The 20,845-nt window shown below is 55.8% G+C and carries 18 protein-coding genes and 1 tRNA gene; 11 read left to right on the top strand and 8 right to left on the bottom strand.

The window, feature by feature from the left end; translation table 11 throughout:
* Positions 1 to 540 precede the first annotated feature (540 nt).
* From adk to G565_RS0121745, 3 genes are all read left to right on the top strand, one after another.
* Complete coding sequence (gene adk, locus G565_RS0121755; protein ID WP_028672663.1) at positions 541 to 1,191, top strand: adenylate kinase; 651 nt, start codon at positions 541 to 543, stop codon at positions 1,189 to 1,191.
* A gap of 157 nt (positions 1,192 to 1,348) precedes the next feature.
* Positions 1,349 to 1,540, top strand: a complete 192-nt coding sequence (locus tag G565_RS0121750) for a hypothetical protein (RefSeq protein ID WP_028672662.1) — start codon at positions 1,349 to 1,351, stop codon at positions 1,538 to 1,540.
* 24 nt (positions 1,541 to 1,564) lie between these two features.
* On the top strand, positions 1,565 to 2,356 hold the full coding sequence (locus G565_RS0121745; protein ID WP_028672661.1) for a hypothetical protein: 792 nt from the start codon (positions 1,565 to 1,567) through the stop codon (positions 2,354 to 2,356).
* Positions 2,357 to 2,623: 267 nt separating this feature from the next.
* On the opposite strand, the gene G565_RS0121740 is transcribed toward G565_RS0121745, so the two are convergent.
* Positions 2,624 to 2,715: transfer RNA gene (locus G565_RS0121740), tRNA-Ser, on the bottom strand.
* Positions 2,716 to 2,820: 105 nt separating this feature from the next.
* On the opposite strand from G565_RS0121740, the gene G565_RS0121735 reads away from it, so the two are divergent.
* Positions 2,821 to 3,144, top strand: a complete 324-nt coding sequence (locus G565_RS0121735; protein ID WP_028672660.1) for a YqfO family protein — start codon at positions 2,821 to 2,823, stop codon at positions 3,142 to 3,144.
* A 225-nt stretch (positions 3,145 to 3,369) separates the two neighbouring features.
* On the opposite strand, the gene gspD is transcribed toward G565_RS0121735, so the two are convergent.
* The 7 genes from gspD to G565_RS0121700 all read right to left on the bottom strand — a co-directional run bounded on the left by gspD (position 3,370) and on the right by G565_RS0121700 (position 12,018).
* A complete protein-coding gene (gspD, locus tag G565_RS0121730; protein WP_051208425.1) occupies positions 3,370 to 5,340 on the bottom strand; it encodes a type II secretion system secretin GspD in 1,971 nt (656 codons plus the stop codon).
* Between the two features lie 36 nt (positions 5,341 to 5,376).
* On the bottom strand, positions 5,377 to 6,288 hold the full coding sequence (locus G565_RS0121725) for a type II secretion system protein N (RefSeq protein ID WP_028672658.1): 912 nt from the start codon (positions 6,286 to 6,288) through the stop codon (positions 5,377 to 5,379).
* A complete protein-coding gene (gene gspN, locus G565_RS0121720; protein ID WP_028672657.1) occupies positions 6,288 to 7,022 on the bottom strand; it encodes a type II secretion system protein N in 735 nt (244 codons plus the stop codon). Before gspN ends, G565_RS0121725 begins: the two co-directional genes overlap by 1 nt.
* A gap of 199 nt (positions 7,023 to 7,221) precedes the next feature.
* Positions 7,222 to 8,874: a chaperonin GroEL gene (gene groL, locus G565_RS0121715; protein WP_028672656.1), complete on the bottom strand. Its 1,653-nt coding sequence runs from the start codon at positions 8,872 to 8,874 to the stop codon at positions 7,222 to 7,224.
* A 41-nt stretch (positions 8,875 to 8,915) separates the two neighbouring features.
* Complete coding sequence (groES, locus tag G565_RS0121710) at positions 8,916 to 9,203, bottom strand: co-chaperone GroES (RefSeq protein ID WP_028672655.1); 288 nt, start codon at positions 9,201 to 9,203, stop codon at positions 8,916 to 8,918.
* 206 nt (positions 9,204 to 9,409) lie between these two features.
* On the bottom strand, positions 9,410 to 10,144 hold the full coding sequence (locus tag G565_RS0121705) for a 3'-5' exonuclease (protein ID WP_028672654.1): 735 nt from the start codon (positions 10,142 to 10,144) through the stop codon (positions 9,410 to 9,412).
* Positions 10,141 to 12,018, bottom strand: a complete 1,878-nt coding sequence (locus tag G565_RS0121700; protein WP_028672653.1) for a DUF294 nucleotidyltransferase-like domain-containing protein — start codon at positions 12,016 to 12,018, stop codon at positions 10,141 to 10,143. The genes G565_RS0121705 and G565_RS0121700 overlap by 4 nt, the downstream gene beginning before the upstream one ends.
* A 259-nt stretch (positions 12,019 to 12,277) precedes the next feature.
* On the opposite strand from G565_RS0121700, the gene G565_RS25530 reads away from it, so the two are divergent.
* The 7 genes from G565_RS25530 to gcvP all read left to right on the top strand — a co-directional run bounded on the left by G565_RS25530 (position 12,278) and on the right by gcvP (position 20,700).
* Positions 12,278 to 13,297, top strand: coding sequence for a GGDEF domain-containing response regulator (locus tag G565_RS25530; RefSeq protein ID WP_051208423.1), 1,020 nt, complete (start codon positions 12,278 to 12,280; stop codon positions 13,295 to 13,297).
* A gap of 68 nt (positions 13,298 to 13,365) precedes the next feature.
* Positions 13,366 to 14,253 (top strand): ketopantoate reductase family protein, encoded by an 888-nt coding sequence (locus tag G565_RS25525; RefSeq protein WP_169579700.1) that lies wholly within the window; start codon positions 13,366 to 13,368, stop codon positions 14,251 to 14,253.
* A gap of 46 nt (positions 14,254 to 14,299) precedes the next feature.
* Positions 14,300 to 16,030, top strand: a complete 1,731-nt coding sequence (locus tag G565_RS25520) for a sensor histidine kinase (protein WP_051208421.1) — start codon at positions 14,300 to 14,302, stop codon at positions 16,028 to 16,030.
* A 59-nt stretch (positions 16,031 to 16,089) separates the two neighbouring features.
* Positions 16,090 to 16,656, top strand: a complete 567-nt coding sequence (locus G565_RS0121685; RefSeq protein WP_028672652.1) for a cob(I)yrinic acid a,c-diamide adenosyltransferase — start codon at positions 16,090 to 16,092, stop codon at positions 16,654 to 16,656.
* An 88-nt stretch (positions 16,657 to 16,744) separates the two neighbouring features.
* Positions 16,745 to 16,984, top strand: coding sequence for a hypothetical protein (locus tag G565_RS0121680; RefSeq protein WP_028672651.1), 240 nt, complete (start codon positions 16,745 to 16,747; stop codon positions 16,982 to 16,984).
* Between the two features lie 343 nt (positions 16,985 to 17,327).
* On the top strand, positions 17,328 to 17,717 hold the full coding sequence (gcvH, locus tag G565_RS0121670) for a glycine cleavage system protein GcvH (RefSeq protein WP_028672649.1): 390 nt from the start codon (positions 17,328 to 17,330) through the stop codon (positions 17,715 to 17,717).
* Positions 17,718 to 17,814: 97 nt separating this feature from the next.
* Complete coding sequence (gcvP, locus tag G565_RS0121665; protein ID WP_028672648.1) at positions 17,815 to 20,700, top strand: aminomethyl-transferring glycine dehydrogenase; 2,886 nt, start codon at positions 17,815 to 17,817, stop codon at positions 20,698 to 20,700.
* The last annotated feature ends 145 nt before the right edge of the window (positions 20,701 to 20,845 follow it).

Raw genomic sequence — 20,845 nt, 5'->3', positions numbered from 1 at the left:
GGGCCGGGATGCTTCCAGTCGCCCAGGGGACTGGCCTCCTACAGATACAGAGGTTGGTTGGTCTTTTGTAGGAAGCCAGTCCTCTGGGTGACGGGAAGTACAACCAACCCATGGAGCTGACCTTTTAGTCGATGAATGTATTCAACGGCGCGAATGCTTCCAGTCGCACACAGGGCGACCTCCTACAATTAATCGGTGGCTTTCGCCCTGCTATCGACGGAAGTCTAACGGCCAATGGTTGAGCTTAGTCGCCTTGGCGGGTATCTTAGCGACTGGCTGATGCAGGCCTACATGCACGACACTGCGTCAAAATCACTAAAAATAACAGGATTTAACAGAATTTCCCGGTAATTGCCGTCAGTTAGCCTGGCATGCCAATACTCAGACCGGAGCCGCACTCCTGGCATTCACAGGGGCAATCTGGCTCACGACTCCTGATTAGGACATTGAATTCAACAGTAACGGGTGGATCGCTCAGTCGGTTCAGACTTTTTTAACGACGTTTTTCAAGATTAAACATTAACGAGGAGCTTGCCATCTATGCGTATTATTCTGCTGGGTGCACCTGGTGCCGGTAAAGGGACACAAGCCCAATACATCACCGAAAAATTTCAGATTCCACAAATCTCTACCGGCGACATGCTTCGTGCTGCTGTAAAAGCGGGCAGCCCTTTGGGCGTAAAAGTGAAAGAAGTGATGGCTTCGGGCGGCCTGGTTTCTGACGAAACCATCATTGAACTGATCAAGGAGCGCCTGACAGAACCCGATTGTGCCAACGGCTGCCTGTTCGACGGCTTCCCGCGCACCATTCCCCAGGCTGAGGCCTTGAAAAACGAAGGCGTTCGCATCGACTACGTCATCGACATTGATGTAGCGGACGAAGAAATCATCAAACGCCTGAGCGGCCGCCGCGTGCACGAAGCCTCTGGCCGCGTGTACCACGTCGACAACAACCCGCCCAAGCAGGAAGGCAAAGACGATGAAACCGGCGATGAACTGGTACAGCGCGAAGACGACAAGAAAGAAACCGTCGCCAAACGCCTCGACGTTTACCACGCCCAGACTGAACCACTGATCGGGTTCTACAAAGACCTGGCGGCGAAGGAACCGGATGTAGCACCTAAATACATTCACGTTCCCGGAGTAGGCAGCTTTGAAGACATTCGCGATAAGATTATCGCCGCACTGTAAGCAACACAGGGTGTTATGAGAAGCCCGCCCCGTGCGGGCTTTTTTGCCGATGCATGGCCCTGACTGCAAGGTTTGACGGCTTTATCTATCCAACGGCTTGAGCTAGACTGTTCGTTGAGTAATGAGTACGTTCTTCCATGATCTGGAGACCTGCACCATGTCTTTACTGCGCTTACTGGGTTTAAGCCCCAGCGAAGAAGACAAGAAACTTAAAAAGCTGGTCGAAAATTCCTACACCTCTACTCGAGTCGTGGGCCGGGGTACCGTAAAAATTGATCCCAATGAAGTTCGCAACACCAAAGAATTTCAGGATGCCCGAGAAGAAGCAAAAGCAATAGTAGGGGCTTAATACAGCACACCGAGCGGGGGCAGGATGCTCTTATTTCTTATTTTCCCGGTTCTTGTTGCTGGCTTTTTTGCTTGCCATATCCACCCCATTCACTCTTATAAACTTCATCGATATGAAGGTCAGTACCTCTACCTGAAAAGTGCCGAACTCGGAATAAAGTGCTTTGCTATTGCCCTTCCAACTGCGATCGTAGCGCACTATTGGGTACCCGACTCAATTTCGTTTCACTATTTCAGCATCAATCTGTACCTGTCAGCCCAACTGACCGACGCCATGAATAGCATGGGCGCAACAGATAACTCAGAGGCTGCGAAACTGGCCTGGTTCTTCATACTCTCAGCGCTCACCTTTCTTGCGGCCTTTGTTACCAAAGCCTGGGGGCATATCAGCCTTTACCGCCGCTTTGGCACCTGGAGCTCCAAAATCACCAAGCTGTATGTCATTGGCGAAATACTGTCAGACAGCCCACTCGATGACCTCCTATTCAAGCTGTCCCTTCACAAAGACAAGTATGCAATGCTTACGATGAGAGACAGAAAAGTATACGTGGGAAAAGTGATTGATCTTGGTGAACCAACGGAGACCAATGGAATGGATCAGGATATCTCGATCATGCCCCTCATGAGCGGTTACAGGGATACAGATACGCTGAAGGTTGAGTTTCAAACCTTCTACGATGAAATAGAATCCGATATTTACCTTTCTCTCAGGCAGGACGCCATTATCTCGGCAACTGAATTTAATTTTGAAGCTTATAGAAAGTGGAACGCGAAGGTAAAAGACGGTCAACGTGACACTGTCGATACGATGGCCTAGGGGGGCTCTGGTGAGGAATGCCAACGGCAATTCGGGTTGCCCTGCGTGTGACCACCCCTTCAGGGCGCTAGCGCGGCCCTGAACGCTCCCGGCGTTCAGTCGACATCGACACATCCTTGTGATCGACCCGGCTTCGCCGGGCGCTGGCGCGGCCCAACTTGCTCCCGGCAAGTTGTCGAACCCGCGGGGGCCTCGAACGAAGTCCTGCGCTTTGCGCAGGTTAAACAAAAAAGGGGTCCCCGCTGGGGACCCCTTTTTTGTTTAATTTGGCGGAGAGTGAGGGATTCGAACCCCCGGTAGGCTTTCGCCTACGTCTGATTTCAAGTCAGGTGCATTAAACCGAACTCTGCCAACTCTCCTTAACAACGGGGCGTATGTTAACGAACCTGTGTTGGGTGTCAACCAAAAAGTTGCTAAGCTGCTGAAATTAAACAAGAAAGCACGCCCGTTTGTGGAGACTTCTTATGTATTTGTTGGTTGTTTATGTTCCGGAAACACACACAGCAGCGCTTATAGAGGCGCTCGCAGAAGCCGGTGCTGGCAGCATTGGCGACTACGATCGCTGCGCCTGGTCGGTACTGGGCCAGGGCCAGTTTCGGCCTTTGGCCGGGGCCAATCCTACCTTAGGCCGTGCCGGAGAACTGGAGCGGGTAGCTGAGCATCGGGTGGAAATGGTGGTTGAGAAAAGCCGTATAAAAGCGGTGTTGCAGGCTCTGGTAGACGTTCACCTCTACGAAGAACCCGCCCATCATGTGATTGAAGTGATGGATCGTCGAGACTTTTTATAAGCGCCGTTACGTGCATTTAGCGCGAACCATTGCGGGCTAACCTGCCGAACACCCATAAAAAAACCCGGCGCACCGAGTGCGCCGGGCTGAAGCTTGTTGCAAGAGAGTCAAAACGGTGCGTATCTTACGTTTTGGCAGCACGATGTAAATACCATCGTCCTAAGTCGTCGCTTTTATTAAAGTCGACTCATCGTACATAAAACACTACACAACAAGCTTCTAGCTTCAGTCGTCGCCTTGCGGGCGCAAACCACCATCGAGACGCCCTTCAAACAGATCGTTTACTGAGGGTGGCAGGTAGCGGCTGTCTACGTTGTCCATGGTCTGGATGCGCACATCCCAGATGCCATCCATACGACGGGCTCTCAGGTCTTCGTCTCCATCGACGATGATAGTGGGGCGAATGATGACCATCAGATTCGTCTTCTGCCGTTCCGTTGAGGTGCTTTTAAACAAATGCCCCAGAATGGGGATACGACCCAGTACCGGAATACGGCTTTCGCGTTCAATCAGGGTGTCGTCGATCAGCCCACCCAATACGATGGTGCGGCCGTCGCCAATCAACACTTCTGTTTTAACCTGCCGTTTATCCGTAATGATATCAACGGCTCCGAAAGTGTTGTTACCGGAAATCGACTCTACCACCTGGTCAACCTCCAGTCGCACCGATCCGTCCTGCTGTACGTGGGGTATTACTGTCAGGGTGGTGCCGACGTCCTGGCGTTCGATCACGAAGGGGTTATCGTCAGTGCCATTGCCGCCGGTTTTGAACGGTACCGAGCTACCGACGGTAATAAAGGCTTCACTGTTATCAAGCGTCATGACACTGGGGGTCGACAGCAAGTTAGTATTCGACTGAGATTCGATTGCCTGAATGATGGCTGCGAAATTCGGAGTATCACTGATGGGATCAACCAGACCCAGGAAGGCACCATTGGGCAAGGCGTTTACGTTCTGGGCAGCAGCCCCGGCTACGACGCTGGGCAGAGATGAAATGGCACCGTCAATACCCAGGCTGGTGCTGGCAAAAGGTACGCCATCGCCCACTCGCTCAGGGTTGGTCGCCCATTGAATACCCAGTGCGTCACTGACGTTGCCGTTCACCTCTACAATGGCCGCTTCAATCAACACCTGCTTACGGCGCACGTCCAATTGGCGAATGATGCTTTCGATCTCGGTCATGACCGACGGCTCGGCACGCACAACCAATGCGTTGAGGTCTTCATCGGCGAGTATATTGACCGGGCTGGTAGGCGGCTGGTTCTGGGCATTCGAGCCACTCTGGGCGGCAGCACCGGTGAAGCCTTTGAGCAGCTCAGACATTCTTGCGGCATCGGCATTGTTTAGAAAAATGACCTTGGATGCACTGTTTTCCTGAGCCGGAATATCAAGTTCGCGAATCAGGGCAATGATTTGTGCCCGGGCCTCTGCTTCCCCTTTGATGATGATTCGGTTACTGCGTTCGTCACCGACCAGGTGAACGCTGCGTGAGCCTCCTCTGGGATCACCATTTTGTGCACCGGAGGTGACCGGTGTTGGGGCCACACGCTCGAGCAGGCTGATGACATTGCCAACCCAGGCATGCTCCAGTTCAACAACTTCGATCTCTTCGCTACCGGCCCGATCGAGCAACTCGACTATTTCAGAAATGCGCTCGATGTTCGTGGCGCGGTCGGCGATTATCAGCGCATTAGCCGTACTGACACCGGCCAGATGACCGTATTTGGCAACCAATGGGCGCAGAATCGGCACCAACTCCATAGCCGATGTATTCTGGATCGGGAATACCCGGATAATGATTTCCTCGCCCGACATGGAGCCATCGGTATCGACTTCCAACCCGGCTGATTTGATGTCAGCCTGGCCAATAATTTTTATGGCGTTGTCGGTCTCTACGGCCGAGAATCCGTATACTTCAATGGTGGCCAGGAAAATCTCATAGATGGCGTCAGCCGTCAGTTCCCGATCTGAAATAACCGTTACCTGACCACGCACCCGGGGGTCGACAATAAAGCTCTTTCCAGTGACGCGAGCCACCAGATCGATCACTTCGTTGATGTCTGCGCCCTGCATATTCAACTGATAGGTAGGTTCTTCGGCGCGAGCCCCTAAACTGAGCATCACCAGGGCCAGCACTAATACCAGTGACCGTAACAGAGGCTCTGCACTCCTGCGAACCAAGCTGATAGCAAACATGTCATTGTCCTTTCTTAATCGATTGTTCTGCATTCGTCAGAATCGAGGTATGGATTGGTAGATCGTGAAGGAGCGCGAACCCCGTTGAATCTGTATTTTCAGTTCACCGCCGGTTTGCAGAATCTGGTTCAACAATGCCTGGTCCTGCCCAATGTTGCCGACGGACTGGTCGTTGACGGCCGTCACCACATCGCCCGGGCGAAGCCCGGCCATGGCTAACTGACGTGCATTCTGCGTGACCTGATATCCTGAACCGGTGGCTTCGAGGCCCACTTCATCAAGCAGACCCTGAGGGTCTGAATTAGCCCGTTGCTGAACATACGACACCATCTGCTCAACCTGTGCCTGGACATCTTCGCCCCGGTCAACCCGCTGCTGGGCCTGATCAATGGTTTCCCTGAAGCTGCTGTCGTCTTCGATCGGTTCACTATTGACCTGCAGCAGCTCTGAGGTTTCTTCACGCTCATAGCGCAGCGTTTCTAACTGGCCATTACGATCGAGTATAACCCGGTCGCGGTAGACCGCTGATAACGTGGCCTGGTTGAAGATATCATCCCCGATCGAAAAAGCGCTGGACTGACTGCCCCCCCGGGAAATAATGGCAAAGCCGCTGCCATCGTTACCACGCGCGAGCACGGCTTGCAGTGTCATGTTCAGCCGCGTTTCGGGAGCTTCTACCGGTTTTTCAGGCTCAACGGTGGCCACCGCTTCAAATTGTCCGAATAATTGGCGCTCACCCAGGGTAGCCCCCATTTGTTCAGGATTGGTGCTGCCTGCACGGCTGTTAAGGTTGGCCGGCTGAATGCGAGGCGCGGTAACGGTGGGCGCCGGTTGCAGTAAGAGCCAGGTGAGCTGGGCACTATAGATCGCGCTCAACCCAATGAGGATCACCACGACCCAGCGTTGCAATGGCAGCCAAAGTTGCCGACTTTGATTGACCCAGTCCATCAAAACACCTTCTGCGAGATTTCTACGAGGGTCTCGCGACCCCCGGGAACGGGTATACCCAGCCGCTCGGCCATTGCCCGCTGCACGGTGACTTGCCCCTGCCCTTCCCGACTCAGTTCAGCCTGGATCAGGGAGGTATTGTCCAGTGCGTTAATGGCTACCAGCCAGGCCGAGTCGTCGCTCGATATCCGGCCTTGCATCTGCGGCACGTCAAATTGCTGCCTGGATCGACCCATCGGCACTTCAACCGGCCCGCCCGACCAGGACAGCTCACCCGCCGCCTCGCCCAGGGCGCCGCCCCAGCCAACGTTTGCACTGAGATCGGACATGACCAGCCGACCTTGCAGAGTCGAATTGTAGGCCTGTGTTATCTGAGCGAACGCCGCTTCATCGACGTACCCGGACACCTGTTCAACGCCCATGCCGGTTGGGCGCAGCTGAACCTGCCCGCTTACATCAAGCGCTGCATTGGACACCCGCACGTCATAGGGCAACCGGGCAGTGAACAGCCCGCTGGGACGCACTTGCCATTCCACATTGAGTTCGGGACTGTTGGGGACCAAAACCTGGCTTTGTCCCTGCCAGATATTACCCTGCGGTTGCTCCAGGCGAACGCCCAGTGACCGCAATATCGGGTCACCATAATGGATAACCCAACTTAACGGCACAGTCGCCACCAGGGTAATCACATAGATCGCAACAAACAGCACGACTAATTTAAGGTTAATTCTCATAGACTTCCGTTCCGCACTATCCCTGCGCTCAAAGATCAAAATCTCGGCCCGCCAGTGTATAGAAGGCCCCTAATTACGACAATCGGTTTACAACCATCTGACAGTGCTCAAAGTCCCCCGCTACTGCCTCGGGCAGGCAATAAACACCCATAAAAAAGCCCGCACGAAGCGGGCTTGTCGGGTATTGGGCCGGGCTGGCTTACATCATGCCGCCCATGCCACCCATACCACCCATGCCGCCCATATCGGGCATGCCACCGCCGGAAGACTTGTCTTCTGGCTTGTCGGTGATCATGGCTTCGGTGGTGATCATCAGACCAGCAACAGAGGCTGCTGCTTGCAAGGCCGCACGAGTCACTTTGGCCGGGTCGATGATACCCAGTTCCATCATGTCGCCGTACTCACCGGTTGCCGCGTTGTAGCCATAGTTACCAGAGCCGTTCTTAACTTCGTTCAGAACAACTGATGGTTCACCACCGGCGTTATAAACGATCTGACGCAGCGGTGATTCCATGGCACGCAGTGCCAGGGCAATACCGGTACGCTGCTCTTCGTTATCGCCTTGGATGTTGCCAACGTTCATCAGTGCACGTACCAGGGCAACACCGCCACCGGCAACCACACCTTCCTGAACCGCAGCACGGGTTGCGTGCAAAGCGTCGTCAACACGGGCTTTCTTCTCTTTCATTTCCATCTCGGTGGCGGCGCCAACCTTGATGACTGCAACACCGCCTGCCAGCTTGGCCACGCGTTCCTGCAGTTTTTCCTTGTCGTAATCGGAGCTGGACTGCTCGATTTCGGCGCGAATCTGTTCGACACGGCCTTTGATGTCGGCTTCGTCACCGGCACCGTCAACAACAATGGTGTTTTCTTTGGACAGGGTAACCTTCTTGGCGCTACCCAGGTGTTCCAGGGTAGCGGTTTCCAGGCTCATGCCCACTTCTTCGGAGATCACGGTACCGCCGGTCAGAATCGCAAGATCCTGCAACATGGCTTTACGACGGTCACCGAAACCGGGTGCCTTGGCTGCCGATACCTTAACAGTACCGCGCATGTTGTTGACTACCAGGGTAGCCAGAGCTTCGCCTTCGATGTCTTCAGCGATGATCATCAGCGGACGGCTGGCCTTGGAGACAGACTCCAGCACTGGAATCAGGTCACGGATGTTGCTGATTTTCTTGTCGACCAACAGGATGTACGGGTTTTCAAGCTCGGCCGTCATGGTTTCCTGGTTGGTGATGAAGTACGGAGACAAGTAACCGCGGTCGAACTGCATGCCTTCAACGACTTCCAGTTCGTCGGTGAAGCCACTGCCTTCTTCTACGGTGATCACGCCTTCGTTACCGACTTTTTCCATTGCATCAGCGATCAACCCACCAATGGTGGCGTCGGCGTTTGCAGAAATAGTACCGACCTGAGCGATGGCTTTCTTGTCTGAACAGGGAATAGCCAGCTTGGCGATTTCGTCAACAACAGCACGTGTTGCCTTGTCGATGCCGCGCTTGAGGTCCATCGGGTTCATGCCCGCAGCCACAGATTTGAGGCCTTCGTTGACCAGCGCCTGGGCCAGCACGGTAGCGGTGGTGGTGCCGTCACCGGCTTCGTCATTGGCCTTGGAAGCAACTTCCTTGACCATCTGCGCGCCCATGTTCTCGAACTTGTCTTCCAGTTCGATTTCCTTGGCAACCGATACACCGTCTTTGGTGATGGCGGGTGAGCCAAAGGATTTGTCCAGAATTACGTTACGGCCTTTAGGGCCCAGTGTTACTTTGACGGCGTCGGCGAGCAGGTTCACGCCTTTCTGCATTTTACTGCGAGCGGAATCGCCAAATTTAACGTCTTTAGCTGCCATGATGTGCTTACCTTCCTTAAAATTCGTTAAACGGGTTCGGTTTACGCAATAACGCCGAAGATGTCGCTTTCGGTCATGATGAGCAATTCTTCACCGTCGATTTTAACGGGGCTGCCTGCATACTGACCAAAAACAACGGTATCGCCTACCTTCACATCCAACGACTTAACGTCGCCGTTTTCAAGGATTCGACCGTTACCGACTGCCAGGATTTCACCCTGGGAGGGCTTTTCTTTGGCAGAACCGGGCAGAACGATGCCACCCGCCGTCTTTTCCTCTTGTTCCTTGCGGCGTACAACGACGCGATCATGCAAAGGACGAATTTTCATGGATCCAATCTCCTAGAACACATAGTGGGAGTTTTGTTGTTAATTCGGGTCTGTTCAATATGGAACGGCCCCGGAATATCAATGCCCACCGTTAATGGGGCCGACAAAATTTCATTTCAACACCCCCGGAGTTAAATTTTTTATTTGACTTCGCGCTAACCAAGCAGCCCGACACAGGGTTCAGCGGCAACGGGCGTTACTAGTAGCTAGTACCACAGGTTGGAAATGGGCGTTGATGGCTCAAAATGATAGGCGCACTGCGCCTGAAACAATTCTGCGGTGGCCAGCGCATCGGTGAGCGCGTTGTGTGGGGGGTAATGAGGTAAGCCGTAGCGTATGCGACTGTCAGACAGGCGGATGGACTCGCGACGCCGGTTTGTCAGACGCGCCCACAGGCTTTGTGGTTTGTCGCGGTGCAGCATCGCTTCAATGGCCATGGTGTCCACTATCGGAAATTGCAGACCTTCATCCCAGCGAGCCTTGACGACGACATCCATGAAGGATCGTTCAATGGCTCGATGGTGCACAACGACGATCCGCCCGGCAAGACTGTCCAGTAGATCAGGCAGCACCTCGGCCATATCCGGTGCGTTTTTGATGTCGGTGTGGGTGATGCCGTGAAACTGGATCGACTGTTGCAACAAAGGCAGTCGCGGCTTGACCACCCAGTGCCGGCTGCCGGCCACGGTGATGCGTTTTAGCGTAAAGGGCACCAGCCCGACGCTGAGGATGGCATGGCGGTCTGCATTCAAGCCCGTGGTTTCTACATCGAGCGCGACAAAAGGCACCTCGCTGAGCGGGCAATCCGGGGCGACTGTGCCGGCCGCGTAGAAGCGCTGCAATTCAGGCCGTTTGACCTGCCCTGCCCAGGCACCAAAACAGGCGGACCAGTCTGGCCGGGCTTCAGGCTGTTCCCGGTCGCGGGGTACAAAGAAACTCACACCCGGTTCACCTGGTAACGCATGCGAAGGTACTTCTGGGCGTTACTGATGACCTGAAACGCGTCTTTTAGATTGCGGCGTTCAAAAACGGTCATGTTTTCCGGCTCAACATTGTTGTCGGGCTCGCGCTCTGCTTCAAGGTCCAGCGATTGATGGCGGGCACGGACGATTGAGATGTATTCCATCGCATCGCGCAAGTCATCGCCATTGCTGTGGCCCAAAATGCGGGATTCTGCGATGGCATCAAGGCGGTTAAAGGAGTTCTGGGCGGTGGAGCCTGCTGCCAGGGCGTGCACCCGGATCACGTCACTCAACGGTGCCGTACCGCGCCGCTTCAGGTTGATCGATTTGTTGTGTTTGCCATCGTTCTCCATCACAAAGGTTCGGAAGAAACCCAGTGGCGGTGTGCGGTTCAGGGCATTGCGTGCCAGGCAAGCGAGGAATCGGGGGCTGCGTTGGGCCCGGCGAGCAATATCGACTTTCAGCGTTTCTGCCAGTGCGGTTTCACCAAAAATGCCATCCAGATCGAAAAAGATGGAACTGTTAAGCAACGCCCGCGGGTCGGGGTTGTCGATCCAGTCTTTGAAATAGCCCCGCCAGACTGACAACGGCTGACGCCATTGCTGATTGGTGGCCATGATCCCGCCCTTGCAATATTCGTAACCACACTCTGCCAGGCCATCGCTGACGTAACCGGCAAGCTTGGCAAAATACTCGTCATGTTCGTCCGGTTTGAAGTCATCACTCAGGATCATGGCGTTGTCCTGGTCGGTGACGACATACTGTTCATCGCGCGCCATCGAGCCCAGGGCCAGAAAACAGTAGGGAACCGGGGGCGGGCCGAATTTTTCTTCACCAAGCTCAAGCAGGCGCTGGGTAAAGCTACGGCCAATGCCGGCTATGGCGCTACCGATCATATGGCTTGTGGCCCCTTCATTGACCATGCGAATAAACGTTGCGTGAACGTCTGACGTTAAACTGCCCAGATCTTTGCGGCGTTGCTGGCGATGAATCTGGCTGACCAGGTAGAGGCTGCTCTGGGACTCATAACGAATGATATCGGACAGCGCCAGCACGCCGATGGGCTTGCGTTGTCGCAGTACCGGCAAGTGGTGCACATTGTGGCGCAACATGCTGAGCATGGCGTCGAACACAAACGCTTTGGCATCAATGGTAATCAGCTCAGTCGACATGATCTGGCTGACTGGCGTATCGTAATCGAGGCGCTCAGCCAGGGCCCGGGTACGCAGATCCCGGTCGGTGATGATGCCGACCATGTAGCCGACCTGCTCCGGACTATCCGGGTGATCCGGATCGGTGATCACCAGCGATGAGACGCCTTCTGCGGTCATGGCCAGGGCGGCTTCATGCAACGTCGCCGTTCTGGGCAGCATTACGGCAGAGCGCGACAGCAACTTGTATACCCGGGAGGTCATCAGGTCGGTGTTTTGCTGCTGGTTGACGGCGGCGCGCAAACGGGACTGATCTTCGACTTCGACGAATTCAGCAAACGCTTCGCTGTCTTCCCAGAGCCGATCGAACAGGTCTTTGGCGACAAAGTAGATTAGGGTGTCTTCAATGGCTTTGGCGGGAAAGCGCACCGGGCGATTCATCAGCAGCCCCCACTGACCAAAAATATCTCCTTCGGCCAATCGGTTGTAGAGCTCCCCGTTGCGCCGGTACAGCTCCACGGCACCACTGCGGATGATGTGCAGATGGGTGACTTCGTCGCCTTCGACCATGATCTCGGAACCGGCCTTGAAATAGCCGATTTCTATCTGGCTGGCCAGTGTGTCTAGCCAGTCATCGGTGAGCTGGTCGAACGGGGCAGAGCGCTTGAGCTGATCTCGTATCTCCAGATGCTCAACTTCCATCGTCACCCCCTGTCATCACACTGGTTATCCCACATAAAAAGCCCGATTACCCGACACATGCAGCGCAACGGGATCCGGACAGTCTGAAGAACGCATGGTGCCGACTCAAACAATGGTTGTCCAACCTCAGCGCCGACCTTTATACTCAAAGTGCATTCGTTGTAAGCGTTTTGCAAAGGACGCGGTCACCCGCCCCGGTGGAAGGCTGCAGTAGTCAGGTCGTGCGCTGTATGCGCGATGACAACAAGGATATATGGACATGTCAGACACCCCCAAAGGCCCGGCGCAACCCAGGCTGACCCCAGCAGAGACGCATGATACGGCCATCATGATCGTCGACGATACCAAGTTCAGTAGCGCGATCATTCAACGCATGCTGGTTAATGCCGGGTTCAGAGACATACGCATAGCCGACAATGCCATCGATGCGCTGGATGCGCTGAAACAGCGTCCGGCCGAGTTAATGCTGGCTGATTGGCTGATGCCGGGCATGGACGGCCTGGAACTGACCCAACTGGTCCGTGAGCTGGATCGTCGGCGAGGCTGTTTCACCTATGTCATGCTGCTGACCGCCAAGGAAAACGACGGAGCCTTGCAAGAGGCTTTTGCCAAGGGCGTTGACGACTTTATCGGCAAAACCCACCTGAAAACCCAACTGCTGGCTCGGGTCCACGCCGGTCAGCGATTGTCGCGGCTGCACAATTCACTGATCTCTCGCGAGCGTCAACTGAAAGACCAGTTTCGGGCGGTTACCCGCATGAACCGGCTCGATGCGACCACCGGGCTGGGTAATTCACAGCACCTTCGCCTTCAACTGGACAAAACGCTGACCCACATCAAAGGTCGGACCGGCCAGATGGGGCTGATTCTGTGCCGGCTGGATAACCTCGGCGAGCTGGCGACCCAGGGCGGTCGGGGGCTGCGTAATGAGCTGATTCGCGAAGCTTGCAACCGGCTCACTGAACATACCCGGCCACTGGACGATACCGCCCGGCTTGGCGAAAACATCATTGGCGTACTGCTGCATTCAACCGGCGGTAATGTCGCCACCCAGAAGTTGATTCGGCGGCTCTACGACGCACTATTTACCCGTGCCTATTCAACGTCTTCAGGTTTTGTATCGCTGACCGGTTGCATTCAGCTCGACCTGGCTGATGCCTCCCAGCCGTTGCCTGCCTCGGCAGAATGGATGTTGGAACAAGCACTGGTGCGATTGCAGCAAATTCCCATAGAACAACGCCATGCCATGCATGTCTGGCAAAACGGACAAAGCGCCTGAGACTCGCCCCAGTGCCGCGGTAGCGTTACCATAGGCACTTACCCAGCCGGGACATGGCATTCTTTTTTATGGCAACGATTCTGTTAATAGGTCCGGGCGCCATCGGCAGTCTGATGGCCTGGTCGCTGCAAGACAGGGCTACCATTAAGGTCTATGCCCACCGGGCGGGTGTGTCTCTGCCTGGCACTGTCGAATCTGATGAAGCAACGCATCGGCTACTATGGTCACTGACCGACTCACTCGACGGCATTGATGCCGTCGTGGTGTGCTGCAAAGCCACCCAAATAGAACGCGCCACCCTCCCCCTGATTCCGCAACTTTCCAATGTCCCCTGGCTGGTGCTGTGCAATGGCCTGGGGCCGCAGGCCTGGCTCAGCGAGCAGTTGCCGGGCCAGGTATTGTGGGCCTCTACCACCGAAGGCGCAGGGCGCTTTGGCGACCGGGTTCAACACACCGGGGTGGGTGAAACCCGGATTGGCAGCCCGGCTCAGTACCCTGTTAGCGCCAAAACGGAAAACTGGGGTCACTGGCTGACCAGTCAGACGGGCCCACTGGAATTGCACTGGGAACCTGACATTACCTCCGTACTGTGGCGCAAACTGGCCATCAACGCCGTTATCAACCCGATCACAGCGGTGCATAAGTGCCAGAATGGTGCCCTGGCCGAGCCACAATGGCAGAGTGAAATCAGTGCCCTGTGTGAAGAAATACAGTCTATTGCCAGGGCCTGTGGTGTTCAGTTACCCGAAGCTCTGGCTGAACGGGTAATTCAGGTAGCAAAGGCGACCCGTCGCAACCGGTCGTCGATGCTGACGGACATTGAAGCCGGACGTGAAACGGAAATCGACGCAATTCTGGGGCCTTTGCTCTGTGCCGCCGATCGGCATGGCCTGTCGGCAGCGCGTTTGCAATACTGGTACCAGGCTGTGATACGCCTGCACCCACTGATCCGTTGAACGGCCATTCACCGAAAACCCGCTAACCGACACCCAAGGAGCCCGCATGGCCTACGCATCACCAACGCTACTGGGGCGAATACTCTGGTGGTTACTTGGCATTACCGTGGTCAGCAGTCTGAGCATTGGCTTTGTCTTTTTTTCAGGCCAGCACCTGCACCCGCTGGTGGTCATGTGCCTGATTGTGGTGATCTCTATTCTGGGCTCAGCGGTCTTGCTGCAAATTTTCCGGCGGCATTTTCTGAACCCCCTGAATCAGTTGATGCTGGTGTCGAACCAGGTGACGGCGACCTCAAACGTCACGCTGCGGGCCAGGAAGCACCACCAGGATGAGCTGGGCAAGGTCGTTGATGCCTTTAATGCCATGCTCGACCAAATGGCCCGCCGTGAGGCTGATCTGAAAGCCGAGCGGGACCGCGCCACTCTCGCCAGGCAGGAATCTGAAGCCATGGCCGAAGAAGCCCAGAAAGCCATGCACAAACTGGAGTTCGAGGTTCAGGTGCGACACCGGGTTGAACGCCGGCTAACCGAGTTCCAGAATTACCTCAACGCCATTATCAATTCCATGCCGTCAGCACTGATTGCGGTTGATGAAAAACTGATCGTCACCCAATGGAATACCGAGGCAGCCCTGATCAGCGGTACCCGCCCGGAGCAGGCGATCGGGCTGTCTCTGCAAGGCGCCTTTCCGTTTCTCGGCCAACACCAGGATCTGATCTTGCTGGCACTGACCCGACACAAAGTGCAAAGCCGGCATAACCTGGAACTCAAGTCTGCGGAGCAACCGATCCGCGTTGATCTGGTGGTCTACCCACTGCAACAGACTGACTCCCAGGGAGCCGTGATTCGGCTGGACGATGTGACCGAACAGTTCAAACTCGAAGAAGTCATGGTGCAAACCGAGAAAATGATGTCTGTAGGTGGCCTGGCAGCCGGGATGGCTCATGAAATCAACAACCCGCTGGGTGCGATTGTCCAGAACGCTCAGAATATAGAACGACGCCTCAATCCGGCGCTGAAACGCAACCATGAGCTGGCGACAAGCCTGGGGCTGAATCTGGAACTGATGCAGCAATACCTGGCCGCCAGAGACGTTCCCAAGTTCCTGACCAATATTTCTGAATCCGGCTTGCGAGCATCACGCATTGTGACCAACATGCTGCAGTTCAGCCGCGACAGTGACCGGTTGTTACAGCCCTACCCTATTGGCCTGTTGCTCGATCAGGCCATCAACATTGCGCTGAACGACTTTAATCTGAAATCGGGTTATCGCAAACAGCACTTGTTTGTCGATCAGGATTTTCGATCGCCCGAAGTCGAAGTGCCTTGCGTGATGACAGAGCTCGAACAGGTGCTGCTGAACCTGATGAAGAACGCCGCCCAGGCCATCCGCGAACGGTTCGATACGCTGAATGACATCGACGAGGGCATCGTTCAAATTCGACAGTACGTGCAGGATGATCATTGCGTCATCGAAGTGGCCGACAACGGTATTGGCATGGACGAGCTGACTCGAAAACGCATCTTTGAACCGTTTTTTACCACTAAAGATGTTGGCGTGGGCACAGGCCTTGGTTTGTCGGTGAGTTTCTTTATCATCACGACTCACCATCATGGCCGGTTGCAGGTGGAATCGACCGTCGGCCAGGGCGCGCGCTTTATCCTGTCGTTACCACTGACGGACCCCACGGTTCGCCAGGCGCTGGACCCGGCGAAAACAGCCAGCGCGTTGCCAGCCCCGGCGGATGACACCGATGCCGACCAGCCCCCAATTTAAACCGGCCCGCAGACAGTCGCGGGTCACTTTTATGCTCAACTGCAAGGACAGATTGCACCATGGGAAACCGTCTATCAAAGATCTATACCCGAACCGGTGACGCCGGAGACACAGGCCTTGGCATGGATGGCCGCGTCCCCAAAGACAGTGGGCGAATTGCCTCTATGGGTGACATTGATGAACTGAACAGCCTGGTTGGTTTCCTGATGGTCAGCCTGGGAGACCACCACAGCGAATACGGGATGCTCAGCCAGATTCAGCACGACCTCTTTGATCTGGGCGGCGAACTGGCGATGCCCGGCTATGAACTGCTCGATGCCGCCCTGATCAGTGACCTGGAAGACCACATCGACCGCATCAACGAACACTTGCCGCCGCTGAAGAATTTCATTCTGCCAGGCGGCAACGAAGCCGCCAGCCGGTGCCATCTCGCCCGGGCAACGTGTCGCCGCGCCGAACGCACTCTGGTGGCGTTCAACCGTCAGGAATCTAAAGGGCACCTGCTGGCCCAGCAGTACCTTAACCGGTTGTCGGATCTGTTTTTCGTGCTGGCCCGACAGTTGGCCCGGGCGGATGGTTCACAGGAAGTGCTGTGGCAATCCCGTCACCGGAAAAAAGATGCCTGAACGGGTTCACAGAATTGAACCGGGACACTAAACAATGCCCATTATCCGCCGATAGCGCTATCAGGCACTGACAAACTGAGCGTATAGCATGGCCGCCATCATTCTTGGCAAGAACCTGATCAGCGAAGATGAACTGATAGAGTTCGCATTCAGCGAGGACAACCTCAACGACCGAACGCTGGGTCAGTTGACAGCCGAAGCCAGCGAGGCGGCGCTGGAGTCCTCCTGGCTGCTGATCCGGATCATGAAGGCGGAGCGCATCTACATCAGCCACAAGCCAGCGCTGCGCACCCCACCCCAGGCACCGACACCCCCAACCCTCAAGTAGTGTCCAGGATCAGATAAAACTGAGATGACTCGCGACGGGTGACGGGGTTGCCCCTGTGGGGTAGTCTGCAGCATGGATGCTGCGGCCTAGGCTCCATGGATGGATTCACGCCGACCCCACAGGGGCAACCCCGGTACCCGTTGCGGGCCAATACCTCCTTTGACGTTAAAACCCTGAAAGCAAACCCTCTGCCTGCCATCGCAAAGCAGCGGTGGCTGTTTCGCATTCAGGCTGCTAAATTACGCAACAATTCCGGTAACGCGGTGTCAGGCAGCAGCCGTCGCCGCGTTACCCATGCCTGCAAACCATGATCCGTGACGATCCGAGACCAAAGGGTTATACCATGAGCACGATTCCAGCCGATTTGAAATACGCCGCCTCCCATGAATGGGTCCGTGAAGAAGGTGACGATGTCATTACCATTGGCGTGTCTGATTTTGCCCAGCAACAACTGGGCGATGTGGTCTTTGTTGAAGTGCCGGAAGTGGGCACTGAGATCGTCGCCGGTGACCCGGTTGCCGTGGTCGAGTCGGTCAAAGCCGCGTCCGACATCTATACTCCGGTTACCGGCACCGTTGTGGCCGTCAACGAATCACTCGAAGATGCGCCAGAGCAAGTCAACGAAGATCCGTACGAGAATGGCTGGTTCTTCAGAGTAAAAATGCAGGATCCGGGTGAACTGAAAGACCTGATGGACGCCGAGTCCTATCAGGACCAGTGCGCCGAAGACTGATCTGCATGCGGCCCGGGGCCGCTGAAGAGACGTTGTATCCGGGCTGGCCTGAATAATGGCCCGCCCTATCCTGCCCTAACGGACAAGAGCGAGCACCATGACCGCACCCTATTCCCTCGATGATCTGGAAAATACCGACGAATTCATTCGTCGCCATATTGGCCCGGGCCAGTCTGAACAGCTGGCCATGCTGGAAACAGTCGGCGCTGACACCCTGGATCACCTGACTGAACAGATCGTGCCCGGTGCCATTCGACTCAATTCGGACCTGAACATTGAACGCGCTACCAGTGAGCAGGATGCGCTCGAGTATCTGCATGCTGTGGCACGTCAAAATCGGGTCTACAAAAGCTACATCGGGCTTGGCTACCACGACACTCTGACGCCCAACGTCATTGCCCGCAATGTACTCGAAAACCCGGGCTGGTATACGGCTTATACGCCCTATCAGCCAGAGATTGCCCAGGGTCGGCTGGAAGCACTGATCAATTACCAGCAAACCATCATTGATCTGACCGGCATGCCTCTGGCCAACGCGTCACTGCTTGACGAAGCCACCGCGGCGGCCGAAGCCATGGCGATGGCCCACCGCTGTCTGCGCAAGGCGCCGGGTACTGTTTTCTATGTCGATGAAAACGTCTTGCCGCAAACCCTGGCGGTGATCAAAACACGGGCTCGCTACATGGGCTTTGAGGTTATTACCGGCCCGATGGATCAGGCGGCGGATCACCCTGTATTTGCTGCTTTGCTGCAGTACCCGGGCGCCAACGGTGAGATTCGCGACCCCGAACCGGTGATTGAGGCACTGCATGCCCGCGGTGCCCTGGCAGTGGTCGCCACCGATTTGATGGCGCTGCTGATGCTGAAATCGCCCGGTGAAATGCAGGCTGACATTGTGCTCGGGAATTCCCAGCGTTTCGGCGTGCCCCTGGGTTATGGCGGCCCGCATGCGGCGTTTTTTGCCACCCGCGATGAGTTCAAGCGCAACATTCCCGGCCGGCTGATCGGGGTGTCCAAAGACACCCGGGGCACGCCTGCGCTGCGCATGGCGCTGCAAACCCGGGAACAACACATTCGTCGTGAGAAGGCCAATTCGAACATCTGTACCGCTCAGGTGCTGCTGGCCAATATGGCGGGATTTTATGCGGTCTATCATGGCCCCAAAGGCCTGAGGCGCATTGCCCAGCGCATTCATCGCCTTACCGGCATTCTGGCCGAGGGATTGGAAGCCAAAGGCATTCATATCGTCAACAGTCACTTTTTCGACACGCTGACCATCGACCCCCAGGGCAACCGGGAGTTGATACTTGAACGCGCAACCGAAAAGCAGATCAACCTGCGCGAAGATGCCTCCGGTACGCTGGGCATCAGTTTGCATGAGTGTGCGAGCCGTGAGGATGTGGAAGACCTGTTTGACGTATTGATGGGTGATCACGACTTTAACGTGGCCGATATAGACGCTCAGATTACCGAACACGGCACGACTTTTCTGCCAGAGACCCTGGAACGAGAATCCGATTACCTGACGCACCCGGTTTTTAACAGTCATCACAGCGAAACCGCCATGCTGCGCTATCTGAAGCGGCTGGAAAACCGGGACCTGGCGCTCACCCACAGCATGATCGCGCTGGGCTCCTGCACCATGAAGTTGAACGCGACGGCCGAGATGATCCCGGTCTCCTGGCCCGAATTTGCGCGCATCCATCCGTTTGCGCCCCGCGCTCAGACCAAAGGCTATCGGGTACTGCTGGAGGAGCTGGACACCATGCTGCGCGCCATTACCGGGTTCGATGCGGTCAGCATGCAGCCCAATTCCGGTGCACAGGGCGAATACGCAGGCTTGCTGGCGATTCGTCGTTATCAGGAAGCCCAGGGCGAGGCCAGTCGTCACATCTGCCTGATTCCGCAATCGGCCCACGGCACCAACCCGGCATCGGCCCAGATGATGGGGATGACGGTGGTGGTGGTTAAGACTGATGAAGCCGGCAACGTGGATGCCGAAGACCTGCGGAAGAAGATTACCGCGGCGGGCGATGAGCTCAGTTGCCTGATGATCACCTACCCCTCAACTCACGGTGTTTATGAGGAAGGCGTTAAGGCCCTGTGCGAAGCGGTACACGAAGCTGGTGGCCAGGTGTATATGGATGGCGCCAACCTGAATGCTCAGGTTGGCGTGACTCGTCCCGCCGACATCGGTGCCGATGTCGCTCACCTGAACTTACACAAGACGTTTGCTATACCCCACGGCGGTGGTGGCCCGGGCATGGGCCCGATCGGTGTTAAATCGCACCTGGCGACCTATTTACCCGGTCACAGTGTGATGGCGAGTGCAACCGGACTGGCTGCTGACGGCGCGGTCTCGGCTGCGCCCTTTGGCAGCAGTTCCATTCTACCCATTTCCTGGATGTACATTCGCATGCTCGGCGCTCAGGGCCTGCGCACGGCAACTCAGGTGGCTCTGCTTAATGCGAACTATCTGGCGCAGCAGCTGAAGCCGCACTACCCCATCCTTTATACCGGGCGCAATGATCGCGTCGCCCACGAGTGTATTCTGGATCTGCGACCGCTGAAGGCGGCTACTGGCATCACTGAGGTGGACATTGCCAAGCGGCTGATGGACTTTGGTTTTCATGCACCGACCATGAGTTTCCCGGTACCGGGCACCTTTATGGTTGAGCCGACTGAGAGCGAGAGCAAAGCCGAACTCGACCGCTTTGTGGATGCCATGGTGTGCATTCGGGCGGAAATCGATTCGGTAGCTTCGGGTGAATGGCCTGCCGACAACAATCCGCTGGTCAACGCGCCCCATACCCAAGCGGATCTGATCGGTACCTGGGAGCGCCCTTACAGCCGGGAGACGGCTGTTTTTCCAAGGCCCTGGGTTAGCCAGGCCAAATACTGGCCCAGCGTCAACCGGGTCGATGACGTCTGGGGCGATCGCAATCTGTTCTGCTCCTGTCCCAGTCTGGACAGCTATTTGTAGCCACTAGTCCGTGCCAGCTACCGGGTTATCCTGTCCGGGGTCGGCGTGAACCCTTCCATGGGGCCTAGGCCACAGCATCCTTGCTGTGGACTACCCCGGACAGGATAACCCGGCAGCTGGCACTTACTCTGTGGTTGATTATAAA

Source organism: Saccharospirillum impatiens DSM 12546, assembly GCF_000423605.1.
Taxonomy (GTDB): domain Bacteria; phylum Pseudomonadota; class Gammaproteobacteria; order Pseudomonadales; family Natronospirillaceae; genus Saccharospirillum; species Saccharospirillum impatiens.
Note: the sequence above shows the minus strand (reverse complement) of the source record. Positions and strands in the feature narration are given on the sequence as shown.

Excerpts from the sequence above, each read along its gene's own strand:
- adk (WP_028672663.1), top strand. The coding sequence starts at position 541 with ATGCGTATTATTCTGCTGGGTGCACCTGGTGCCGGTAAAGGGACACAA.
- G565_RS0121750 (WP_028672662.1), top strand. The coding sequence starts at position 1,349 with ATGTCTTTACTGCGCTTACTGGGTTTAAGCCCCAGCGAAGAAGACAAG.
- G565_RS0121745 (WP_028672661.1), top strand. The coding sequence starts at position 1,565 with ATGCTCTTATTTCTTATTTTCCCGGTTCTTGTTGCTGGCTTTTTTGCT.
- G565_RS0121735 (WP_028672660.1), top strand. The coding sequence starts at position 2,821 with ATGTATTTGTTGGTTGTTTATGTTCCGGAAACACACACAGCAGCGCTT.
- gspD (WP_051208425.1), bottom strand. The coding sequence starts at position 5,340 with ATGTTTGCTATCAGCTTGGTTCGCAGGAGTGCAGAGCCTCTGTTACGG.
- G565_RS0121725 (WP_028672658.1), bottom strand. The coding sequence starts at position 6,288 with ATGGACTGGGTCAATCAAAGTCGGCAACTTTGGCTGCCATTGCAACGC.
- gspN (WP_028672657.1), bottom strand. The coding sequence starts at position 7,022 with ATGAGAATTAACCTTAAATTAGTCGTGCTGTTTGTTGCGATCTATGTG.
- groL (WP_028672656.1), bottom strand. The coding sequence starts at position 8,874 with ATGGCAGCTAAAGACGTTAAATTTGGCGATTCCGCTCGCAGTAAAATG.
- groES (WP_028672655.1), bottom strand. The coding sequence starts at position 9,203 with ATGAAAATTCGTCCTTTGCATGATCGCGTCGTTGTACGCCGCAAGGAA.
- G565_RS0121700 (WP_028672653.1), bottom strand. The coding sequence starts at position 12,018 with ATGGAAGTTGAGCATCTGGAGATACGAGATCAGCTCAAGCGCTCTGCC.
- G565_RS25530 (WP_051208423.1), top strand. The coding sequence starts at position 12,278 with ATGTCAGACACCCCCAAAGGCCCGGCGCAACCCAGGCTGACCCCAGCA.
- G565_RS25525 (WP_169579700.1), top strand. The coding sequence starts at position 13,366 with ATGGCAACGATTCTGTTAATAGGTCCGGGCGCCATCGGCAGTCTGATG.
- G565_RS25520 (WP_051208421.1), top strand. The coding sequence starts at position 14,300 with ATGGCCTACGCATCACCAACGCTACTGGGGCGAATACTCTGGTGGTTA.
- G565_RS0121685 (WP_028672652.1), top strand. The coding sequence starts at position 16,090 with ATGGGAAACCGTCTATCAAAGATCTATACCCGAACCGGTGACGCCGGA.
- G565_RS0121680 (WP_028672651.1), top strand. The coding sequence starts at position 16,745 with ATGGCCGCCATCATTCTTGGCAAGAACCTGATCAGCGAAGATGAACTG.
- gcvH (WP_028672649.1), top strand. The coding sequence starts at position 17,328 with ATGAGCACGATTCCAGCCGATTTGAAATACGCCGCCTCCCATGAATGG.
- gcvP (WP_028672648.1), top strand. The coding sequence starts at position 17,815 with ATGACCGCACCCTATTCCCTCGATGATCTGGAAAATACCGACGAATTC.